We start from the raw sequence: 22,713 nt of genomic DNA, 5'->3' as shown, positions 1-22,713 counted from the left end.
AGTAAGGTTAATGTTTAGGAGGCCGTTTATGGATTTTCCCGCTCGAATAAAGCAACAAACTTGCATGGATTGCTTAAGTGGTAAGTCATTAGGATTTGAAATTCGAATGGCATTTCAACCTATTATCCATTGGCCTAGTCGTGAGATTAGCGGTTATGAAGCTCTGGTTAGAGGCCCTGATGGTGAAGGGGCTGCGTGGGTGTTTGAGCGGATTAATGAAAATAATAAATACTATTTTGATCAGGCTTGCCGTGTTAAAGCGATAGAAACTGCTTCAAAGCTGGGACTCGATAAGATGCTCAGTATCAACTTTTTACCTAATGCCGTATATAACCCTGAGACCTGTATCCGCGCGACGATTGAAGCCGCCGACATGTATGGGTTTGATATTCACAACATCATGTTCGAAGTGACAGAGGGCGAGCAAATTGTTGATCGGGCAAAATTAGTCCGTATCTTCGAGAGCTATGCTAAGCGTGGTTTTATCACGGCAATCGATGATTTTGGCAGTGGTTTTGCTGATTTAAGCTGGCTCGAAGCCCTACGCCCTCAAGTATTAAAACTTGATATGACCTTGATCCGTGATATCGATCTCGATAGAGAAAAGCAGTTAGCCGTGGATGAAATACTGCGTATTTGTTTAGAGCTTAATACAAGAGTTTTGGCCGAAGGCATTGAGACTGAAGCCGAACTTAATTATCTCGCTGGAATAGGGATTGAGTATTTTCAGGGGTATTATTTTGCCAAACCACAACTCGAATATTTGAGTTCCTATGAAGAGCTGAGCTTTCACGCCCCAACGTAAATGGTTAGGTGGATTGATATCGTTGCACGATTAGAGTGATAACACGTGCAGAGACACGATGGATAATTCTTTGTTTCTGATATCGGCTAACTGATATATCATGCGCCACCTAAAATTGCCCTTGTTACCTATTCGCTACTATGTCTTCCAACGCGCTCTATACCGATTTATCCGGTTATTACGATTTAATGTGTTCCGATATCAACTACCAGCAACAGAGCGCGAGTATCCATCGTCTGCATCAGTTCCTCGGCAATAATGGTAAGCAGCATCTTGATTTAGCCTGTGGCACTGGTCCACATGTGCGGCATTTTATCGACCTTGGTTATCAGTGCAGTGGCCTTGATATTAATCAGCCTATGCTAGACATGGCCATGCGTCGTTGTCCTGAAGCTCAGTTTAACCTCCAAGATATGACGGCTTTTTATTTAGAAGAGCGCGTCGATTTGATTACCTGTTTTTTATACTCCATCCATTACAGTGCTTGCATCGAACGCCTTAAAAGCTGTATTGCCAGTGTGCATAGCGCACTTAATGATGGTGGGCTGTTTTGTTTTAATACTGTCGATAAGCACAGAATCGATAACACAAGTTCGGTTAAGCATTTTGCCGAGTTTGATGGTAGCCATTTCGCATTCGAATCCGGCTGGCATTACAGTGGGCAAGGTGAGAAACAGTCATTAAAGTTGAGTATTGCCAAAAGCAGTCAGCCGTTTGCTGAGGTCTCGCCTTTACCTGTCTCTGATATGAAAGGCTTAGGCTCGCTGGAAGCTGGGTTACACGCCGCAGGTTTGCAAGAAGTGGGCTTACAAGAAGTCCACAGTATTGAGCAATGGCAAGACCAACATGCTATGGTCGCTACCAGCTTCACTGAGCTGCAGGAATTATTAGCGCCCTATTTTGAAGTGCATGTTTTCGAACACGATTATGAAAGAATTGTCCCGTGGGATTTAGCATCAGGTAACGCGCTGTTTGTTTGCGTGAAGATTTGACCTTCTGTTGAAGTTTGGTAACAGAAGGTCTGCTCATAATGTCAGTGTGACTTGTTAAATCTCGCTTCTCTTTCTGTCTGTTTTTATTTAAAGCCAAATTAAAGTTGTGGGCTTCACTCCTGATTTTTCATCAAGAGTTGACCAAAGGGGAAAGTACCAGTTCCCCTTTTGGATATTCCTTGCCAAATAACGTCCATATTTAACAATTAGTTCGTTATCCATAACTCTTTTTCATAACGCTGCGGCACATTATTTCCGTTAAAGCTTGCTTTAATAAACTTGCTTTAATAAATAAGTCGCACAATATAAATGATAATGTAATTAATTAAATGTAATAATTTTGTGTGTTTATTTTGTTACCTATGAAATAGTTACAATTCCACAGGCAATAAATACATTAAGACAGAATTAGCACGGCTTTAGTGTAAGTATGAAAAAAGTTTCATGTGTTTTATAAAAATAGTTAACTCGAATTTAAAATATTAAAATAAATCTATGGTGTTGATAAGTATGGTTATTATTTTCATTGTGTATTGATCTGAGTGTGTTTTTGCGAGGTTGGCATTATTTTTGTAATGTCCTTAGTGTATTTAAATAATTAACTAGGAGTACTTTATGAAAAATCCCATTCTTACTTTAGCTGCCATTATTTCTTTAGCCTCTTTTAGTGCATATTCTCATGCAGATAACATGAGTAACAGTGATGCCGCAGAAAACGGAATCTATGTCGGCGCTAACTACGGTTATTTAAAAGTCGATGGCGATGATGATTTTGATGATAATAGTGATGTAATGCAGGGCCTTGTTGGTTATAAGTTTAATAAATACCTTGCTCTTGAAGGTAGTTACATTAACTTTGGTGATTATGGTAATGGTTTAGCAAATGCCGAAACCGATGGTTATACGGCAGCCCTTAAAGTCATGCTTCCCATTGCAGACCGAGTAGAGCTATATGCTAAAGGTGGTCAGTTATGGTATTCGACAGATTATGACGTCGTCGGTTTTTCTGGCAATGACGATGGTGAAGGTGTATTCGCCGGCGCCGGTGTGGCATTTAAAGTCACAGATCGATTTTTAATTAATGCTGAGTACACTTGGTATGATGCAGATATTAATGTCGATAGCGTCGCCAATGGCGGAAAAACAGATACAGACTTTAATCAAGCCAGTATCGGTGTTGAATATCGCTTCTAATTAGTAATTTATAATATTTATAATTCAAGTAATAATTATTAAGGCGTGACACTTTGAGTGTCACGCCTTTTTTACTTTGATTTTATTTTTATTGTAAAATTTATTTGGTTTCACTTATTTTAAATAAAGATAAAAGGCGTGGGGTTTCCCCCTTGGATGCTCTATGACCGAACTCATGCATTTTTTATTAAACTATTCGCCTGCGGCAACTCCGAGGGGACTTCTGTCGTCGCGGTGTTGGCCGTAATCGGATGTCCCATCTTTGTTTCTTTGTCTGTTATTGCGGCCTTACGGCCGAGGTGAATCAAAGTCGTGGGGTTTCACCCCACACCCGACCAAAAGGGGAAAAGCGCCTGTTCCCCTTTTGGAAATCCCCCGGCGTCCCTAGCGAAGTTACATGCATTGATTAGTGGCTTCGTGCTTATTCGAAAATAGCTAACGCTTCCGATGGGGCGTCCCTTCCCCCCGAAAGCTACGCAGACGTCCTGTCTGCATCACGCGCTATCCTTTTAATAAAGAGTCTTCAACGCTCTTCAGCAACTTCGCAGGGGAAGGTGAACTTCTGTGAACTCGACGCTGGCTGTTTGTTTCAAAATAGTTGCGTCCTATCTTTTGGTTAATTCGTTTTTGTTTGTGTATTTTTTTCTTCCACCATTCTTTGAAATGCTCGAAGCGTTAGGTGTGTTTGAGAGTTAGAAGCTATAGCTCCGAGTGCATGTGCAAGTTCTTCTTGGTTATCGCTAATATAATGGCTTTTATCAATCACGACTGAAATCGGATAGCCATCATTCGAACGCTGTATTTTTATTAATCTTCTAGTGATACCGGTTTCATTATGTTTAATACATATATAGCTGTAACCCGTTTTTTTTCTAGGTTCAAATAAACTAGCTAGTCTCATTTGAGTTGCTAAAATATTTGTATCATCCTCATATTCAATTTCTTCTGTGAAGTTAATGTTTAACTCCAGAAAGCTAGCAAGGGAAGACCTGAAAGCATCAATTACCTGCTCTATTTCAGAGTTGTTTTTAATAACCAAGTTTGCTGATTCTTTTCCTTGGTTTAATAAGTTTTCAAAGTTAAAAGGCATTTTTACTCCTTATACTCTAGTTATTTCGCATACAATTGGCAGATGGTCTATAAAGTGACTGTTATCTTCATAGTTTTCAAGTATTGCCTCTGGCGTTATTACTTGGGTTCTAAACTCATTAAGGTGCCAATAACTATTGTTAATAAAACTTCCTGAAACAATTATTTGGTCATATGAATGCCATATTTCGCCCATAAACTGTTTGTATTTATGACTACCTGAGCGATATGTGGTTGCAATACCTGCATGACTATACCTATTGTCAGATACAATACTTCGCCAAAATGGGTTGTAAAAATACTCTGTAGGATATTTTTTTACTGCATCATGGCAACGACTTGCTTTTAAGCATTTATTAAGACTTTTATCGTAAGGATTGTCATTAAAATCTCCCATTATAATGACATCGTGACCATTTTCTATTAGATCTAATGCTGAGTTGTAAACGATATTTGCAGCAGCAACTCGTTTATCTTCACTGTTGCCATTTAACCTGCTTGCCCAATGACACAAGTATATATAAATTATTTTTGAGTCATCTAGGTTTTCAACTTCCACTAATTGTGATGCTTTAACCGTATTGCCTGTTAAAAATTTAGAAAGACTTTTTATATGGCTAACTTTTATTTTTGATTTTTTATATATGATGGCTACGTCAAATCTAGTTTTTCCGACGTTATGAGTTAGATTTAATGTTGAGAAGTCTTCTAATTTTAAATTATCAGAAAAATATCTAACATCCTCGGAAGATACTTCGCAAAGCGCCAAGAAATCACATGAGTGATCTTGGAGTAAAGTTTTAATATGTGTGCATAAAACCGGATAAGTTACAGTGTTAGCTTTACTCTTTGCTTGCGGTGCAGATGGTGATAATGCGATATTCCACCAACCAAACCTTAGATTATAAAGCAGCATCTATATCTACCTATTGAAAGTTTTGCACTGTATTTCTTAAAGAAATAATAGTAACTAGATTCTGTTTTCAACAAAATAGCACTCTTTATATAATTTTTTCAATAGATTGTAAGATTTATCGAAACAACCATCGTTAAATTTTCAAAAAAGATGGTTGGTATAACTCTGTTTAGAAGGTTTTAACGAGCCACCCATTGTTAAATTTGCAGAGTGTATGCTTGTAAAAAGGCATACAGATTACTAGATGGGTTGGCGGGATTAAGCATTGGCATGTAAGTGACCGTTGACGGCATGGATGCCGTCGTCGAGCCCTCATGGATGAGTTCATGGCGTGTCACTGGAATGACAGTGCTTAATTATCAGCGGTGTATTGGTTAAGTTTGTGAATGACTTAAACAAAAAGGCGCCTAAGCGCCTTTTCTACTATTCAGCTATGGGTAAACCACCCAAAACCTCAGATTTGCTTACAACTCACTATTACACAATCAGATCATACTCATCTTTGAGGATCTTAATGATATCTGCCTTAGGATTCGCTGGCAGCGGAATCGCCGCGCCAGTCACCTTCTCGGCAACGCCGGTGTAAGTGCGTGACACTTGCATCATGGCCTCAAGTGGCAGGTCATTGTCGCGGGCGAGGGCTTCACGCTCTGGCATTCTGTCTTTGTTGAGCAGCACATCAGGATCTGGGAAATGATTCAGCAGGAATTGGCGGAAACCCTCTTTGGAGTTTTCCAAAATCTTGCCATCGCGGTAGGCTGCGCCGTCCCAAATACGTGATGAGTCTGGAGTGCCGACTTCATCCATGTAAATTAGTTTTGAATTGCCGTCTTTGTCGGTGACATAACCGAACTCAAACTTAGTGTCGACAAACACTTGATCAATGTCGGTCAGTGCTTTTGATATCACTTTAAAGCCATCTTTTAACAGCTTCTCGTACAGGTCGATATCTTCTAACTTTTCAAAGCCAAAGGCTTGGTAGTTGGCTTCGATATCGCTGCGGCTGATGTTCACGTCATCTTGGGCTGGCACGCCTGGGATGCCGGTTAAAATACCCTTAGTCGATGGGGTGATTAACAGATCAGGGAGCTTTTGATCTTTCTCTAAGCCTTCTGGCAGTGTGATACCACAGAATACTCGCTCGCCCTTAGAGTAAGCGCGCCACATTGAGCCTGTGATGTACTGGCGGCAAATGGCTTCGACTTTAATGGGGCGGGCTTTCTGGACTATCCATACGAACGGGTGCGGGATATCCAAAATATGGCTGTCGGCTAGGCCGTTTTCGGCGAACAGTTTAAACCAGTGGTTAGAAATCGCGTTTAATGCCGCGCCTTTACCGGGAATGCCTTTGAGGCCACCTTCACCGTGGAAGATACAGTCGAAGGCCGAGATACGGTCGCTGATCACCATGATGGCGAGCGGGGTATCTTCGGGGACGTTATAGCCCTTGGTTTTGATTAAACGGCGGCTGTCGGCATCGGTTAGCCAGTAAACGCTGCGAACCTTGCCGCTGTGGACTGGGCTGTCGGTGCGGATTGGCAAATCGTTATTCACGGCTAATACGGAATCAGCAAGACTCATGACGAGTATTCCTTAGGATAGAGAGTGTAGGGATAAGGTTTTTATAAGTGTCGGTTTGCAGATGGACTATGGCGTTAGCAACAGCCAGATTCATTGCAACCGCTTTATTATTCGCGCTTGGCTTAGGGCGTAAAGCGTTCAGCCAGTTTGCGGGATTTGATGTTAAATCTTGAACAGCAAAAGGGGTATTTTCGGGCGGTGTTTGAATTGTGTTGGGTGGAGATAATGCAAGGGATGGAACAAACGCAGGGCAAGGTTGGCACCACAGTGAAAGTGGTCTGCGAAAGCGGGCTGGGCCCGTGCCATTTTGCTCGAAAATGCTAACCATTAATCCGAGAGAACCTTGTTCTAGACTGCCGCGAAAAAGTGGCGACATTCTACCTTTTTTGACAAAATTTGCCACGGCTATTTGCATCGCTCTTTGCACAGATCTTTACATAGCTCTTTACACTGCTCTTTATATAGTTCTGTGGCTTGAATCTAGCGGGCATAAGGATTTGCAAGGGAATCACGCGCTAACACTCAGTGCTGAGCATGATGGAGGGCTGGTGTTCTGCGGACGAGCTAATGTTGAAGGGCTGTATTTTAGCGCGCTGATGTGCGAGCTTATGACGTAGCTGCAGCCGACAAGACCATCAAGCCAAATATCCAATGGAGGGAATATGAGCACAAGTCAGCATGTACATAATGATAATCAACGAGAGCTAGTATTAGAGCGGATTATCGATGCGCCGCCAGAAAAACTGTTCCGCGCGTGGACCGAGCCAGAACTCCTCAAAATTTGGTTTACGCCAAGGCCGTGGACTGTGGCTAGCGCGAGCTTAGATGTGCGTGCCGGTGGTTCAAATGTGATCGTGATGCGTAGCCCTGAGGGACAGGATTTCCCGAATCGTGGCGTGTATCTTGAGGTGGTTGAGAATGAGCGCATCGTATTTACTGATGCCTTTACTGAGGCTTGGGTGCCGTCCGATAAAGCTTTTATGACGGCTACTATTACGTTTGAACCTATAGATGGCAAGACCAAGTACACTGCGCGGGTGCTGCATTGGAATAGTGAAGATAGGCAGAATCATGAGGATATGGGGTTTTATCAGGGTTGGTCTAAGGCGACCGACCAGCTTGAGGAACTCGTCGCGAGCATTTAGCCGGTGAGTCTCAAGCCTCGTATCAGAGAGTAAACAATAAGCAGTATCTAGCCCAATTGCCCTGCATATTTTATTGCTGGGGATTGGGCAGGATTAGAGGTGTTATGTCGTCACAGAAAGAAGTGCCTGTACTTAAACAATCAGTGCTTGCGCCATCGCAACTAGCGCAAAGCGCGGCTTTGCAAGGCAATAGTTTTTTATCAAAACAGTTCAATGGCTTGTCGGAATTAGCCCAAGATCTACAGGGCATCGAGTTTGAGGATTGTTGCTTTCAAGATTGCCATTTTAGCGAGAGCACTTTCCGTAAATGCAAGTTTATCGATTGCCGCTTTGTGCGTTGCAATTTAAGTTTAGTGAAAGTGCCCCAGTGTCAGTTCAGCGGGGTGGAGTTTGAAGAATGTAAGTTAGTCGGTATCGATTGGACCCGCGCCGCGTGGTCACGTTTATCCTTTGCCGCGCCCTTTTCCTTTAAGCAATGCATTCTAAATGATTGCTCATTTTTAGGTTTGTCCCTCGATGAAATTATCATCGAAGAGTGTAAGGCCCACGATGTCGATTTTCGCGAGGGCAGTTTTAATCAAGCCAATTTCACCTACACGGATTTTAGTCATAGTCTGTTTGGTCGAACTCAATTATTGGAGGCGGATTTCAGCGAGGCATCCAATTACGATATCGACATTTTTAACAATAAAATCAAAGGCGCTAAGTTTAGCCGCGACGAAGCGATTCGGCTGCTCAACTGCCTCGATATAGAATTAATGGATTAATGCGATTGTAATCAGTTTGCGCCCGCTAGTGAGATGTTCTTATCCTGCTAGGGTTATCGTAATTGACTGTAATGTCAGTTTTCTTCTAAGCCGCCAGTGTCCAAACTGGCGGCTTTTTTCTGTCTTCTCCGTCGATGTAAAGCCTGTTCCCAATAAGCCTGTTGATCTTATTCACGTATTTCAAGGTCAGTCTTAGGTTTTAGTTGCGGTAGATCACACCGAGCTTCCCCATGTGGTTTACCACAATACCCACCTACCTGTTTCGGGATAACAATCTCTATGGATGAGCAGTGTATTCAGCGTATGCCGTGTATTTTGAAGATATGGTGGCGCTGTTTTAACGCTTTATAACTAAAAAAGTAATCAAATCAGTGAGCAAACCTCTGCTCGATGGCGTCCAATGTGGCGACTGGCGGGTGGGATGAGCGTGATGGAGGTAACCATGATTGAGCTTAATAGGCGAACCTTTTTAAAGGGAGCAGGAGCGAGCAGCGCCACGTGTGCGTTGGCCAGTCTGCTGCCGGGCAGCTTAGCGGCATTAGAGAATAAGCAGCTAAAGGGCATGGGCAAAGACATTGCCAGTATTTGTGAAATGTGTTCGACTCGCTGCCCGATTTCGGCGCGGGTGATTGAGGGCAAAAACGTCTTCATTAGTGGCAACAAGGCCGCTAAATCCTTTGGCGGTAAAGTGTGTGCCCGAGGCGGCGCAGGCCATAGCTTACTGTACGATCCACAGCGTATCGTTAAACCGTTAAAGCGGGTCGGTGAGCGCGGCGAAGGCAAATGGGCCGAGATCAGTTGGGATGAAGCTTATAAATTAATCGCTGAAAACCTCAATAAAATCAAAAAAGAACATGGCCCAGAGGCCGTGGCATTCTCGTCAAAATCGGGCTCACAAGAAAAGCATTTGTTTCACCTTGCGACCGCCTTTGGTAGTCCAAATACTTTTACCCACGCGTCGACTTGCCCCGGCGGTTATGAAATTGCCGCTAAGGCTATTTTTGGCACTAAGGTCAAACGAGATTTAAGTAACTCTAAATACATCATTAACTTCGGCCATAACCTGTACGAAGGCATCAATATGTCCGAAACCCGCGGCATGATGGCGGCGCAAATGGACAAAGGTGCCAAGCTGGTGGTGTTCGAGCCAAGATTCTCCGTCGTGGCCGATAAAGCCGATGAGTGGTATGCCATTCGCCCCGGAACCGACGTGGCCGTCGCCTTGGCGTTATGCCATGTATTGATTGAAGATAATCTTTACGACAAGGCATTTGTCGCGCGCTATGTGGAAGGCTTCGAAGCCTTTGCCGCCGAAGTGAAAGCTTATACCCCTGAATGGGCCGAAACCATTTCCGATGTACCTGCCAAAGACATTCGCCGCATCGCCCACGAATATGCCGCTAAAGCGCCCCATGCCGTGGTCGATTTTGGTCACAGAGCCACCTTTACCACCGAAGAGTTTGAGATGCGCCGCGCCCTGTACGCCGCCAACGTCTTGATTGGTAATATTGAGCGTAAGGGCGGGATTTATATCGGCCAGAAACCCGGTGATTACAACAAGCTTGCCGGTGAAGCGGTTGCGCCAGTATTGGCAAAACCTGGCGTGAAAGACATGCCAAAACCAGCAGCGAAACGTATCGATCAGGTGGAAGAGCAGTACGCCATGATGTGGACATCGGGCGGCGTTTACCAAACCATTCTCGATGCCACATTAAGCGCTGTTCCTTACCAGTTACACGGTTGGGTGATGTCACGCACTAACCCAATGCAAACCATGACAGACAGAGCACGCGTTGTTGAAGCGATGAAAAAGCTCGACTTTATCGCCGTGTGTGATGTGTATATCAGCGAAACCGCCGCCTATGCGGACGTGATTTTACCTGAATCGACTTATCTTGAACGTGATGAAGAAATTGCTGATAAGTCAGGTAAAAATCCGGCCTATTATGTGCGCCAACGGGTCGTTGAAACCTTAGGTGATACTAAGCCTTCTTGGCAGATCTTTAAGGATGTGGGTGTGGCTATGGGCCTTGGCGAGTTCTATCCATGGGAAAACATGGAAACCCTGCAAATGCTGCAGGTGAACCGCGACACTGACCTGCTGCGCCGGATCAAAGACGAAGGTTTCGTGAGCTTCGGTAAGCCAATTATGTTGTGCGAGCCTAAGATGGTTGCCGAGTTTATTAAGGCATACCCCAATGCGCGACCTGCCGATGAAGACGGCACTTACGCCAGTGCACTGACCTTTAAAACCCCGAGTGGCAAAATTGAACTTACTTCCGCGAAAGTCGAAGCCATGGCACCGGGCCGTGGGGTGATCAAGTTCCGCGAAGTGAATCTTAAAAAAGCAGATGAGCTGTACTTTATCCAAGGCAAAGTGGCGGTGCACACCAATGGCGCAACCCACAATGTGCCTATGCTCGCTAACCTGATGTCGGATAACGCTGTGTGGGTTCACCCTGTTACTGCGGGTAAGTTAGGGATCAGCAATGGCGACCCAATCCGCCTCACCAGCAGTGTAGGCACCGAAGAAGGCCATGCCTTAGTCACGCCGGGTATTCGCCAAGATACTGTGTTTGCTTACATGGGCTTTGGTTCTAAAAACAAAGAGTTGGTCAGAGCAACGGGCAAAGGTATCCACTGCGGTAACTTACTGCCGCACGTTACTGCTCCTGTGTGTGGCATGACAGTGCACACCACGGGCGTCACGCTGGCAAAGCGCTAATCGGAGGCTTAAATGAATAAACGATATGTAATGGTGCACGACGAGAATAAGTGCATCGGCTGCCAAGCTTGTAACGTGGCGTGTCGCAGTGAAAATGGTGTACCCGAAGGCGTAACTCGTCTGCAAGTGCGTGTGGAAGGCCCCTTTGGTGAGATGCCCAATCTGCATTTCAAATATCACAGGGTATCTTGCCAGCAATGTGAAGATGCACCCTGCGTTAAGGTGTGCCCAACAGGCGCGGCCTATGTGGGTGAAGACGGCATTATCTCTATCCATACCGAGAAGTGTGTCGGCTGTATGTACTGTGTGGCAGCGTGCCCTTATAAAGTGCGCTTTATGAACCCAGAAACCAAGGCGGCGGATAAGTGTAACTTCTGTAAGGATACGCGTTTAGCACGGGGCGAAGAGCCAGCGTGTGTGACTGTGTGTCCAACCGATGCCTTAGTGTTTGGCGATGCCAATGATCCACGCAGTGAAGTGGCCATCATGCTCAACACTAAAATCACTTACCAAGATAAAACCCATTTAGGCACTAAACCTAGGGTATATCGCGTTCCTACCAAAAGAGGGGGGATTTGATTATGAACAATACTTGGGGCGACATGGCGCAATATGATCCTGTCACTTGGCACTGGGTCATCGCCGTTTACCTGTTTATGGCGGGGTTATCCGCGGGCAGTTTATTGATTGGCATTGGTTTACGCTGGGCGAATAAGGAACTCAGCGCGGGAGCTGAAAGCAGCATTCTTAAGGCGGCAGCCATTATTGGGCCTGTAGCAATTAGCTTAGGTCTAGCTTGCTTAGTGTTTGACTTAACCAAACCATTCCACTTTTGGTTGATCTTAATTCACTATAACTTCCAGTCTGTGATGGCAATCGGGGTGCTGGCGCTGCTGGCGTATTCTCCCTTAGCTTTTGCGTACGCCATTATTGTGCTGCGGGATGACTTACCAAAATGGGGTTTGGGTTTCCTAACACCTATCGCTAAGTTACTTATGCCATTTCGAAAGCTGATTGAAGTATTGTTGTTTGTCCTGGCCATTGGCGTAGGGGCTTACACTGGCTTCTTGATTTCGGCGATGAATGCCTATCCTATGCTCAACACTGCGGTACTGCCTGCGCTGTTTTTAGTGTCGGGTTTATCGGCGGGCGCTGCGGCAAATGCGGTACTGGCGTTGCTGATGTTTAAGACTGACAGCCACGACAAAACTTTAGTGAAGATGCACGGTTTAGAATTGCCTGTGATGGCGATTGAAATTCTGTTCCTGTTCATGTTGTTCTGCGCCTTGTACTTCAAGGGCGGCGCGGCGGCTGCGGCCTTAGCATCGTTAACTTCTGGGTTATGGGCAAGCGTGTTCTGGATAGGCGTTGTCGGTATAGGTTTTGGTATTCCATTGCTGTTTATGCTGCTACCCGCCGCGACTCGCCACACTAAGGGCGCGATGATCATGGTGGCTTGTGCGAGCTTAACGGGCGTACTCGCCTTAAGACACTTTATTGTGTACGCAGGGCAAAGCTATTTAAGCTGAGTGTAATCTAGCTTTACATATTGATAGATAAAGAAAAAGCACTGACAATGTCAGTGCTTTTTTATTGTTTGAATCTTGAGAAGGTTTGCCAGTACAAGCAGGACGCTTATTGGGGTAATAACTCAATAACCGACTTCACCGTTAGCACTAAGGCGCTGATACTGCACAGGACTAACGTCGCCATCTTTGTCTTCTCTTTATCGACACGGCCCACTAATCGTCCTGCGACTAAGTAACCTAAAATCACTGAGGGGAGCAGCATCAACGACAGCCACAGATGTTTTAATTCTAATAAGCCAGTGATCGCTAAAATGATCAATGCAATCATGGAGCTAAAAATGAAGAAGGCCGACAGGGCAGCACGAAACTGCGAGGCATCTTTGCCTGCCAATAAAATCGCCATCGGCGGGCCACCAATCGCGGCGATATTGCCGAAGATCCCTGAAACCACGCCCGCACCGAAGAGGGTTTTCTTATTCACTGGCAGGCTGAATTTATACAGGCTGAGGATCACTGCGACAGTCACAATGGCGGCGATGGATAAACCGAGTATAGGTTGAGGCGCAAACAGCAACAGGCTCGCGCCGATAAAACCGCCGGGCACGCGACCTAGGAGCGCATATTGCAAGCCATTGAATTCTAAGTGACCGCGTTCACGCACTAAGGTCAGCAGGGCGATGGAGAAACCCATAGCAATAACAGGCGCAGGTACAAGTTGTGGATCGACGATATACAGCAAAGGACTGGCGACAACCGCAAGTCCAAACCCAATCAGACTTTGGGTTAAGGCGCCCAGAAACACGACCAGCGAGGCTAAGGCGAGTGTCTGTGGATCTATCATAGAAAACATAGGATTTCCTATATCCCAAACCAACTCAAGATGGTGAAATTTAAAGTTTGAAGTCGCTTGGGTATAAACAAAAAGGGATCGTTAACGATCCCTATTGATGAGCACTGTGATATGACTTTGAAAGCGACGAGTCGCTATTCCATGTCTTCCCACTCTATTCCCATTTGATCCATCAACAACTTGGCTTCGGCGGGAATGCTGTCTGGGTTATCTTTTGACAGATCTTCATCGTTGGGCAATGGCTGGCCAGTGTAGGCGTGCAAAAATGCCTCACACAACAGCTCGCTGTTGGTGGCGTGACGCAAATTATTGACCTGACGACGAGTACGTTCGTCCGTGAGGACCTTAAGCACTTTGAGCGGAATAGACACAGTAATTTTTTTTACTTGTTCATTCTTCTTGCCATGTTCAGCATAGGGGCTGATGTATTCCCCATTCCATTCAGTCATTGACTCACCTGTTATAACGCTAAATTCGGGGCAGATTTTAAACCCTTACAAAGAACAGTCAAATTATTGCTACTATTTCTTTGTGATTGCAAACAGATTTCTTTATGTTCAGACGTCTAAACGTCTTCACGCCTATTGACGATGGCGTTGGGCTTAGGTACATTTAGACGTCCAGACATCTCTATCAGTCTACCGAATTTAGGAGTCCACCCATGGCAGAGCGTCAATTAGCCACACTGGCAGTGCGTCAGGGTATCGAAAGCGATACTCAATATGGTGCAGTTGTGCCACCGATTTATTTGTCGACTAATTACGCCTTCGATGGTCATAAAAATCCCCGCGAATTCGATTACAGTCGTTCAGGCAACCCAACGCGCTGCATTTTAGGCGAAGCATTAGCCCAATTAGAAAAGGGCGCCACTGGCATAGTGACGTGCACTGGCATGGCGGCCATCACCTTAGTGACGACTTTGCTCGGCCCCGATGACCTATTAGTTGTGCCCCATGATTGCTATGGTGGTTCCTACCGTTTATTTACCAACTTGGCGAAGAAAGGCCAGTTTAAGCTCATTGTGGTCGACCAAACCGACAGCCAAGCGTTAGCCGCCGCCATTGCGCAGAATCCTAAGATGGTGTGGCTCGAAACCCCATCGAACCCGTTATTGCGTGTGGTAGATATCGAAGCCATTGCTAAGGCGAGCCATGGGGTCGGCGCGCTGGTGGTGGTCGATAACACTTTTTTATCGCCAATATTGCAACAACCCCTATTGTTAGGCGCGGATATCGTTATCCACTCCACCACTAAATATATCAATGGTCATAGCGATGTGGTCGGCGGCGCTGTGGTCGCCAAAGACGCGCAAATCGGTGAAAGCTTACATTGGTGGTCGAACACTCTAGGCTTAACGGGGTCAGCCTTTGACAGTTATCTGACCCTGCGCGGCCTACGTACCTTAGCTGTGCGTATTCGCGAGCATCAAGCCAATGCCCAGCGTATTATTGAGGTATTAACGCAAAGCCCTGTGGTGAGCAAAGTCTATTACCCAGGGCTTGCGGATCACCCTGGTCACGCCATTGCGGCCAAGCAACAACAGGGCTTTGGCGCTATGCTGAGCTTTGAGCTCAAAGGCGGCGAGGCCGAAGTGGTGGCCTTTTTAGGTGCACTCAGCTTATTTAGCGTGGCGGAAAGTTTAGGTGGCGTCGAAAGTTTAGTGGCAGTGCCCGCCACTATGACCCACAGAGCCATGGAGCCGCAGGCGCGCTTCGAGGCTGGTATTAAGGACACCCTATTGCGTCTATCGGTGGGTATTGAAGATGCCGCCGATTTAGTTGCAGATATTCAAGCAGGATTAGCCGCCGTTGCGGCTTGTCAGTAGAGGAATAATAGATGGCACGTTGTCACTTACATAAATTTGGTGGCTCCAGTTTAGCGGATGCCGATTGTTATCGCCGAGTCGCCCATATCCTGTTAACCCACGGTCATAGTGATGATCTTGTGGTGGTCTCTGCGGCGGGTAAAAGCACGAATTTCCTGTATAAATTATTAGCGCTGCGTGATGCGGGTCAGCTATGGCAAGAAGAGTTACAAGTGCTGATCAGCTACCAACAGGGGTTGATTGAGCAGTTGTTGTCGAATGAACAAGCCCGCGATCTGCGTGAGCGTTTGGCCACAGATAAAGCGCAACTCATCAGCTTGTTGGCCTTAGATGAGCGCAATGAATACCAAATCAATCATGTGGTGAGCTTTGGCGAACGTTGGTCGGCACGTTTAATGGCGGCGCTACTGCGCGAATCTGGCGTGGCGGCAAGCCATGTGGATGCCTGTTCAATTTTAGTGGCCGATGAAGCCGCTGTGCCGCAAATTCGGGTACAAGAATCCCGCGCTAAAGTACAAGCCCTATTAGCCGCGCATCCCAATGAACGCTTAGTGATCACAGGTTTTATCTGTGCTAACGAGCGTGGCGATACCCTATTACTTGGCCGTAATGGTTCAGATTTTAGTGCCAGCCTGATTGCGAGTCTCGCCGATATCGAGCGCGTGACCATTTGGACCGATGTGGAAGGGGTGTTCAACGCCGATCCTAATAAAATCAACGATGCCAAGTTACTGAAAAGTATGTCACTTGCCGAAGCCGATCGCCTAGCGCGTTTAGGCTCGCCAGTATTGCATTCGCGCACTTTGCAGCCGTTATTCAATACCGAAGTGAGCTTAGCGGTGCGTTCAAGTTATGCGTCCCACACAGACTTTACCTTAATCGCGCCCCACAGTTCGTCGGCGAGCGCGCCTGTGGTGACTAACCTCAATGCTGTGGTCCTATTCGGCTTTAAACTCACGGGTGAGTTAACCCGTTTATTAGATCTATTGATAGCCGCGGGTTTAACGCCATTGGCCCATTGGACCTCTGCCCATCAAAGGGTTGAACTTGCCTATACCGCTGAAAATCAAAAACAAGTTCAAAGATTACTCGATGCCGAGGCAGAAGCATTAGGGATCAGCGATCAGCAGATCAACACAGATTTTGGTTTAGTCGCATTAGTGAGTGCTGACGCTGAACATTATCGTCGCAGCTTCGCCCGTTTACTAAGCCGTGATGCTAAACCTTTGTTCAGTGGCGATTTAAGTTTAGTGACGTTAGTGCCCCAGTCACAGGTGAATCTGTTAACCCAAAAAGTTCACCGTCGCTGCGCTGGCCCGCGTAAACGCATTGGCGTCCTGCTGCTCGGTGTGGGTAATATCGGTGAGGCTTGGATTGATCTGTTTAAGTCGGTTTCACCATCATTGGACCATGAACTCGAAGCCTGTGTTGAGTTAGTCGGTTTGGTCAGTTCGAGTAAAGCCTTGATTAAATCCACTGGGATTAATCTTGCCGCGTGGCAAACAGAGTTTAATACTGAAGCAACACCTTGGCAGTATGAACATTTATTCGAGCAATTAGAGAAAGTTAACTGCGATGAGCTGGTGGCCTTAGATATCAGTGCCAGCGCCAGTTTGACGCTGCAATATCCAGAACTGTTCGAGCGTGGCATCCATGTGGTGAGCGCGAATAAACTTGCGGGCTCGGGTCCACTGCCTTTCTATCGAGAGTTAAAGCAGCAACTGGGTAACCGTCGTTTGTTTTGGCGCTATAACGCCAGCTGTGGCGCAGGTTTACCTATCCAACATGCGCTAAATGATCTGCGTAACAGCGGTGATAGCGTTGAAGCGGTGGGCGGGATTTTCTCCGGCACCTTGTGTTGGTTGTTTGAGAAATACGATACTAGTAAGCCATTTTCAGAATTAGTGATTGAAGCCAGAGGCTTAGGTATTACTGAACCCGATCCCCGCGACGATCTCTCCGGTCGTGATATGCAGCGTAAACTGCTTATTTTGGCCCGTGAAATTGGCCTTGAAATCGAGCTCGAAGATATTGAGCTGCGCTCACTCGTACCAGCCGCTTTGGCGGATATTCCCTTAGATCAATTTCTCACCCGCATTGCCGAGTTAGATGCCGATCTGCTGCAACAGTATGGTGCGGCGGCGGAGCAAAATAAGGTGCTCAGATATGTGGCATCCTTAGACAATAGCGGCCCAGAGTTCAAGGCAGAAGTGGGTTTACAGTGGATCGATACCCATCACCCTTACGCCAACTTAACCCCTGGTGATAATGTGTTTGTGATCCGCAGTGTCTTCTACCAAGGTAATCCGCTGATCATCCGTGGACCGGGCGCCGGACGCGAAGTGACAGCGGCGGCGGTGCAGTCGGATCTGACCCAGATCTGTCGCGATCTGCTGCAGGAATAACGCGGTATCAAGCTTCTTAAAGGACTCATTCGAGTCCTTTTTTATTGGCTAGAATAAATCTATTGAATTAACCGAGATTAAATGCGGTTTATGGGTATTTTTGGGCTTGACTTACATCTCAGTTTCTCTAGTATATGGACATATAGACGTCCAAACGTCCATTTTAACGAATTCATACTAGCAAAGAGTAGCGCCAAGGGCGGTTGAGGAAATACACATGGCTTTTCATCACGCACAACATTCACAATCGCTAAACCAGAGCTTGTCTGAGCTTAATGGCGATATTAATGTTTCTTTTGAGTTTTTCCCGCCATCGACCCCCGAAATGGAACAGATACTGTGGAACTCTATTCGTCGTTTAGAGCCGCTTAATCCTAAGTTTGTGTCTGTGACTTACGGTGCTAACTCAGGCGTGCGCGACCGCACCCATGGCGTGATTGAACGTATCCAACAGGAAACCGACCTCGTTGCCGCGCCGCACTTAACCTTAGTGGATGCCAGCGATGAAGAGCTGTTAGAACTGGCTAAGCATTATTGGAAATCGGGCATTCGTGACATAGTGGCACTGCGTGGTGATTTGCCCGCAGGCAGCCCCAAGCCAACCCGTTTTGCGGTGGATTTAGTGCGTTTGCTGCGCTCAGTGGCTGACTTTGATATTTCAGTTGCGGCTTATCCAGAAGTGCATCCCGATGCGAGCAATGCACAGGCGGATTTGATCAACCTTAAGCGTAAGATTGATGCGGGTGCCAGCCGTGCTATTACCCAATTTTTCTTCGATGTGGAATCCTACCTGCGTTTTCGTGATCGCTGCGTTGCCGCCGGTATCGACGTTGAAATCGTGCCGGGCATTTTACCTGTGACTAACTTTACCCAGCTAAAACGTTTTGCTGGCATGACCAATGTGTCGTTACCTAATTGGTTACATAAGCAATTCGACGGCCTAGAAAACGATGCGGGTACACGCCAATTGGTGGGGGCAAACGTGGCCATCGACATGGTGAAAGTGCTGTCCCGCGAAGGCGTGAAGGATTTCCATTTCTACACCTTAAATCGCGCCGAATTGACCTACGCGATTTGCCACACTTTAGGCGTGCGTCCTAAATAAAACCTTATAAAATAAGCTAATAAAAACGCCGCAGAGAATGCGGCGTTTTGTTTTGTTTAAATTCTAAATTGAGCTAATAAAGTTGTTAAACGGGCTGCGAGTTGGGCAAGTTCATCGCCAGCGCGTGCAGTTTGTACCGCACTATCTGTCGCATTGGTCGCAATATCATTGATGTTATTAACATTTTTATTAATTTCTGCCGAAACCGCACATTGCTCATTTGCAGCGCTGGCGATCTGGATATTCATCTGGCTAATGGTGGAAACCGCATGGGTAATGGCTTCGAGTGCTTCACCCGCTTGGTGAACTTGGGATACACAGCTTTGGGTGGTACGGGTGCTGGTTTCCATCGCATTGACTGTGGACTTAGCTTTATGCTGAAGCGCTTCGATCATCTGCTGAATTTCCGTTGTAGATGCTTGAGTACGACTCGCCAGAGTGCGTACTTCATCGGCAACGACCGCAAACCCTCGACCTTGTTCTCCCGCCCTTGCGGCTTCAATTGCCGCATTGAGTGCGAGTAAATTAGTTTGGTCGGCAATATTACGGATAACCACAAGCACAGAATCAATTTCAGCGGTATTACGCTCTAATTCATTGATTGCACTCGCTGCTGTGGCTATTTCCTCGGCCAATATGGCGATAGTAGTTACCACTTTTTGTACAACCAATTTGCCTTGTTCGGTTGAGTCATTGGCATGATTGGCGGCATCGGCCGCATCGGTCGCGTTATGGGCAACTTCTTGAACCGTTGCGGCCATTTCATTCATTGCGGTGGCAACTTGCTCAGTTTCGAGGTGCTGACGACTCGCCATCTTCTGGGTTTCCCGCGTAATGCTCGACATTTCTTCAGCAGAGGTGGCGAGCAGGCTTGTTGAGTCGGCGACGTGGGAAACTGTGTTGTGAATTTTTTCTACAAAGCGGTTGAATGCCATCGATAATTCAGCAATTTCATCCTTACCTTTTACCGCGATTCTGCGGGTTAAATCGCCTTCACCTTCAGCGATATCATTCATGGCTTGGGTGGTTTCAGCGATAGGGCGAGTAATCCCTTTGGCAATAAACCAAGCAATGGCGGTTCCAATGACCAGAGCCACTAAACCGATAAGGATCAACTTAAGGCGAATATCCGCTATCGCTTGTTCTGAATGGGTTCTATCCATCGCAATATCGAGTACGCCAAACACGTTTCCTGAGTAATCTTTTATGGCGTTGCGATACAGGGCGTAGGTTTTGTTATTTAAGGAAATAGTGCGTATGACTTCATGGCCTTGCATGACGTTATTGAGTTCATCTGCCGCTTGGGTATCAGGCGTGAATGTAGCGCCAAATAACTTGTAACCTGAATCATCTGGCAAGATGAGGGCAATTTCTGCTTGATAGGCTTGTTTAAAATTATCAAAAAAGGGTTGACCGAAGGACATGCCAAACTCAACTGAGCCCGTGTGTTGTCCGTTGTAAGTCATTGGAACTAAACCACGAATACCTAATCCTTCCACTCCATATTCCAAGCCATAAAGAGGGCGCTTTTGGCTATTTGTTTCAACTATGGTCTTGCGTATGCTGGTGAGATCATCGCCAAATTTTTCGGGACGATGCAAGCGTAGAAAAGAAGTGGCAGGTGGCCTATGAAATTGGAATTGCTGAACCGCAAAATCGCGCTTTAGTTGAGTAAATATAGGTAAGGTACGGGCGGTGAGTTCATCACGTTCACCTGTTGCAAAGGTGCTTTGAACTTCTGGCGTGAGTGAGATGATGGTTGCCATTGCTTCGGCTAATTTGCCCGATGAGGCTATCTCGGCAACAGCGGTTTCATAGATCTTATGGAGTTCTCTTTGCTCGGATTCTGCAACTTGGCGACTGAATTCAGAGAGAACGAGCGGCATGATAAAGCTCATTACTGTTAACAGTAATAGACAGATCCCAATAACGATCCTCGTACTAATTTTTAGATTTATCAAAACAGCCTCCAATTCATGTGCAAATCAACTCAATTTATCCGTTTGATATTATAGAGATACAACTTGATAAGATTTGAGAGGGCGCGAACCTTTTTAAGTTATTTATTCCCTCTTACGCTCGTTTCGTGCCCTTGGACACAGATCTATTTTGGGCCTAAATATTTACTTAGCCTGCTAACTAAGTATAATGCTTAGCACGCTAACTAAGTGGGTGAGCAAGATGCAAAAAGAATTAGAGCGACTAAAAGAGTTATCACTGGCGGAGCATTTAGGCCGTCTGCATCGACTGTGGCGTACCGTGGCCGATGTTGAGCTGGCACCTTTAGGATTAACTCATCCCCGTTGGACTGCCCTTTGGAAACTGCTGCGTTTAGGCGACAGTGTGAGCCAAAAAGTGTTGGCCGATGCCTTAGAAATTGAATTGGCTTCGCTAATGCGCACCTTAGGGCAATTAGAAGAGCAAGGTTTAGTCGAGCGTCATTGTTGTGACAAAGATAAGCGGGCAAGGATTGTGAGTCTGACGCCAGCAGGATTAGATGTTTTAAAGCAAATGGAAGCGCGGATTATTCAAGTGCGCCGTGAGTTATTAGGCGGGATCAGTGCCGAAGAGTTGAGCGAATTTGAACGCATTATTAGCCTGATCAGCGACAACGCAAGCGCCAAATTAACCAAGGTTACAGACACCCTTTTGTGAGAAAGAAGATGACACCGGATCAACAGTTTGCCCGTTTAGTAAAATTTGCCATGTTTGGCTTTGTGATGGTTTTTGGCTATTTCATGCTGGCCGACACTATGATGCCATTGACGCCTCAAGCAATGGCGACCCGTGTAGTGACTAAAGTGACACCGCAGATCAGCGGTAAAATCCAGACCATAGCCGTGACCAATAACCAAACGGTTGCCAAGGGCGATTTGTTGTTTCAAGTCGATCCCGCGCCTTATGAGTTAGCGGTATCGCAAGCTAAATTGGCCTTAGAGCAAGCCCGTCAAGATAATTCTGAGTTAGATGCCTCGCTACTGGCTGCTAAGGCCGAGGTCAATGCCAATAAAACCACCTCACAACAAAAACGCAGCGAGGCTAAACGTCTCGATGCCCTGTATGCCACCCATGGTGTATCGCAGCAGCAAAAGGAGCTAGCCGATAGCGATGCCGCAGCTGCTGAAGCCAATTTGCTTGCCGCCAATGCGCGTTTAGAAAAACTCAAAGTGAGTCGTGGCAGTTATGGCGAAGAGAATCTTAAAGTGCGTCAGGCGCAAAATCATTTAGCCCAAGCCGAGCTTAATCTGTCTTATACCCAAATACGTGCAGATCAAGATGGGATAGTGACTAACTTACAGTTAGAAGTCGGTAGTTTTGCGACCGTGGGGCAACCTCTGTTGGCCGTGGTATCGGATAAAGTGGATATTATTGCCGATTTTCGCGAGAAGAGCCTGCGTGGCGTGAATGCTTCTTCGACCGCTTTGATTGCGTTCGATGGCGAACCTGGGCGTTTATATCGGGCGACGGTGAGCAGTGTCGATGCGGGCGTGAGTGCTGGGCAATTCGATGCCAATGGCCGTTTAGCCGCGCCACAGGAATCGGACCGTTGGGTACGTGATGCCCAAAGATTGAGATTACATCTAGTGTTAGATGGTATGGCAATGAACAGCTTACCTGCGGGTGCGCGCGCGACCGTGCAACTGCTGCCCGAGAATAGTCTGTTTAGCTTGCTCGCTAAGGTGCAAATTAAAGCAATCAGCCTGCTGCACTATATTTACTAGCCTATTTACTAGAATGTTTACTAGCGTATTTGCCAGCATATTTATCGGCATATCCATCAGTAC

The 22,713-nt window shown here is 46.2% G+C and carries 20 protein-coding genes; 13 read left to right on the top strand and 7 right to left on the bottom strand.

Features of this window, described 5'->3' with window-relative positions:
- The first annotated feature begins 28 nt into the window (after window positions 1-28).
- The 3 genes from HGO26_RS13080 to HGO26_RS13070 all read left to right on the top strand — a co-directional run bounded on the left by HGO26_RS13080 (window position 29) and on the right by HGO26_RS13070 (window position 2,991).
- Complete coding sequence (locus tag HGO26_RS13080; protein ID WP_168825647.1) at window positions 29-805, top strand: EAL domain-containing protein; 777 nt, start codon at window positions 29-31, stop codon at window positions 803-805.
- 140 nt (window positions 806-945) lie between these two features.
- The gene (locus HGO26_RS13075) at window positions 946-1,797 is read left to right on the top strand and encodes a class I SAM-dependent DNA methyltransferase (protein WP_105251307.1); all 852 of its coding nucleotides are present in this window, start codon (window positions 946-948) and stop codon (window positions 1,795-1,797) included.
- 615 nt (window positions 1,798-2,412) lie between these two features.
- The gene (locus tag HGO26_RS13070) at window positions 2,413-2,991 is read left to right on the top strand and encodes a porin family protein (RefSeq protein ID WP_105251308.1); all 579 of its coding nucleotides are present in this window, start codon (window positions 2,413-2,415) and stop codon (window positions 2,989-2,991) included.
- A 616-nt stretch (window positions 2,992-3,607) separates the two neighbouring features.
- Here HGO26_RS13070 and HGO26_RS13065 read toward each other — a convergent pair.
- The 4 genes from HGO26_RS13065 to HGO26_RS13050 form a co-directional block, all read right to left on the bottom strand.
- Entirely contained in the window at window positions 3,608-4,081 is a 474-nt protein-coding gene (locus HGO26_RS13065) for a hypothetical protein (protein ID WP_168825645.1), read from the bottom strand.
- 9 nt (window positions 4,082-4,090) lie between these two features.
- Entirely contained in the window at window positions 4,091-4,996 is a 906-nt protein-coding gene (locus HGO26_RS13060; protein WP_168825643.1) for an endonuclease/exonuclease/phosphatase family protein, read from the bottom strand.
- Window positions 4,997-5,473: 477 nt separating this feature from the next.
- Entirely contained in the window at window positions 5,474-6,577 is a 1,104-nt protein-coding gene (locus HGO26_RS13055) for a phosphoribosylaminoimidazolesuccinocarboxamide synthase (protein WP_168825641.1), read from the bottom strand.
- Entirely contained in the window at window positions 6,564-6,992 is a 429-nt protein-coding gene (locus HGO26_RS13050) for a hypothetical protein (RefSeq protein WP_168825639.1), read from the bottom strand. Before HGO26_RS13050 ends, HGO26_RS13055 begins: the two co-directional genes overlap by 14 nt.
- A gap of 247 nt (window positions 6,993-7,239) precedes the next feature.
- On the opposite strand from HGO26_RS13050, the gene HGO26_RS13045 reads away from it, so the two are divergent.
- From HGO26_RS13045 to nrfD, 5 genes are all read left to right on the top strand, one after another.
- The gene (locus HGO26_RS13045) at window positions 7,240-7,722 is read left to right on the top strand and encodes an SRPBCC family protein (RefSeq protein ID WP_168825637.1); all 483 of its coding nucleotides are present in this window, start codon (window positions 7,240-7,242) and stop codon (window positions 7,720-7,722) included.
- Between the two features lie 104 nt (window positions 7,723-7,826).
- On the top strand, window positions 7,827-8,489 hold the full coding sequence (locus HGO26_RS13040) for a pentapeptide repeat-containing protein (RefSeq protein ID WP_168825635.1): 663 nt from the start codon (window positions 7,827-7,829) through the stop codon (window positions 8,487-8,489).
- 442 nt (window positions 8,490-8,931) lie between these two features.
- Window positions 8,932-11,214 (top strand): thiosulfate reductase PhsA, encoded by a 2,283-nt coding sequence (gene phsA / locus HGO26_RS13035; RefSeq protein ID WP_168825633.1) that lies wholly within the window; start codon window positions 8,932-8,934, stop codon window positions 11,212-11,214.
- Window positions 11,215-11,226: 12 nt separating this feature from the next.
- Entirely contained in the window at window positions 11,227-11,793 is a 567-nt protein-coding gene (locus HGO26_RS13030) for a 4Fe-4S dicluster domain-containing protein (protein WP_105251316.1), read from the top strand.
- A 2-nt stretch (window positions 11,794-11,795) separates the two neighbouring features.
- Window positions 11,796-12,743, top strand: a complete 948-nt coding sequence (nrfD, locus tag HGO26_RS13025; RefSeq protein ID WP_105251317.1) for an NrfD/PsrC family molybdoenzyme membrane anchor subunit — start codon at window positions 11,796-11,798, stop codon at window positions 12,741-12,743.
- 106 nt (window positions 12,744-12,849) lie between these two features.
- Here nrfD and HGO26_RS13020 read toward each other — a convergent pair whose 3' ends face one another.
- Window positions 12,850-13,593 (bottom strand): sulfite exporter TauE/SafE family protein, encoded by a 744-nt coding sequence (locus tag HGO26_RS13020; protein WP_113940051.1) that lies wholly within the window; start codon window positions 13,591-13,593, stop codon window positions 12,850-12,852.
- Window positions 13,594-13,727: 134 nt separating this feature from the next.
- Window positions 13,728-14,042 (bottom strand): met regulon transcriptional regulator MetJ, encoded by a 315-nt coding sequence (gene metJ, locus HGO26_RS13015; protein WP_105251319.1) that lies wholly within the window; start codon window positions 14,040-14,042, stop codon window positions 13,728-13,730.
- 212 nt (window positions 14,043-14,254) lie between these two features.
- Here metJ and metB point away from each other — a divergent pair, with 212 nt between their 5' ends.
- The 3 genes from metB (at window position 14,255) to metF (ending at window position 18,928) form a co-directional block, all read left to right on the top strand.
- The gene (gene metB / locus HGO26_RS13010) at window positions 14,255-15,418 is read left to right on the top strand and encodes a cystathionine gamma-synthase (RefSeq protein ID WP_168825631.1); all 1,164 of its coding nucleotides are present in this window, start codon (window positions 14,255-14,257) and stop codon (window positions 15,416-15,418) included.
- An 11-nt stretch (window positions 15,419-15,429) separates the two neighbouring features.
- On the top strand, window positions 15,430-17,823 hold the full coding sequence (locus tag HGO26_RS13005) for a bifunctional aspartate kinase/homoserine dehydrogenase II (RefSeq protein WP_168825629.1): 2,394 nt from the start codon (window positions 15,430-15,432) through the stop codon (window positions 17,821-17,823).
- Between the two features lie 217 nt (window positions 17,824-18,040).
- Window positions 18,041-18,928, top strand: a complete 888-nt coding sequence (metF, locus tag HGO26_RS13000) for a methylenetetrahydrofolate reductase (RefSeq protein ID WP_012088154.1) — start codon at window positions 18,041-18,043, stop codon at window positions 18,926-18,928.
- A gap of 56 nt (window positions 18,929-18,984) precedes the next feature.
- Here the strand turns inward: metF and HGO26_RS12995 are convergent, their stop codons facing one another.
- Window positions 18,985-20,886: a methyl-accepting chemotaxis protein gene (locus tag HGO26_RS12995; RefSeq protein WP_168825799.1), complete on the bottom strand. Its 1,902-nt coding sequence runs from the start codon at window positions 20,884-20,886 to the stop codon at window positions 18,985-18,987.
- A gap of 223 nt (window positions 20,887-21,109) precedes the next feature.
- On the opposite strand from HGO26_RS12995, the gene slyA reads away from it, so the two are divergent.
- Entirely contained in the window at window positions 21,110-21,583 is a 474-nt protein-coding gene (slyA, locus tag HGO26_RS12990) for a transcriptional regulator SlyA (RefSeq protein WP_105251323.1), read from the top strand.
- An 8-nt stretch (window positions 21,584-21,591) separates the two neighbouring features.
- The gene (locus tag HGO26_RS12985; protein ID WP_168825627.1) at window positions 21,592-22,650 is read left to right on the top strand and encodes an HlyD family secretion protein; all 1,059 of its coding nucleotides are present in this window, start codon (window positions 21,592-21,594) and stop codon (window positions 22,648-22,650) included.
- The last annotated feature ends 63 nt before the right edge of the window (window positions 22,651-22,713 follow it).

Origin of the sequence: Shewanella oncorhynchi (assembly GCF_012584455.1) — a bacterium.
Classification (GTDB): domain Bacteria; phylum Pseudomonadota; class Gammaproteobacteria; order Enterobacterales; family Shewanellaceae; genus Shewanella; species Shewanella oncorhynchi.
The sequence above is the reverse complement of the archived record's forward strand: the minus strand, read 5'-3'. Positions and strand labels throughout refer to the sequence as shown.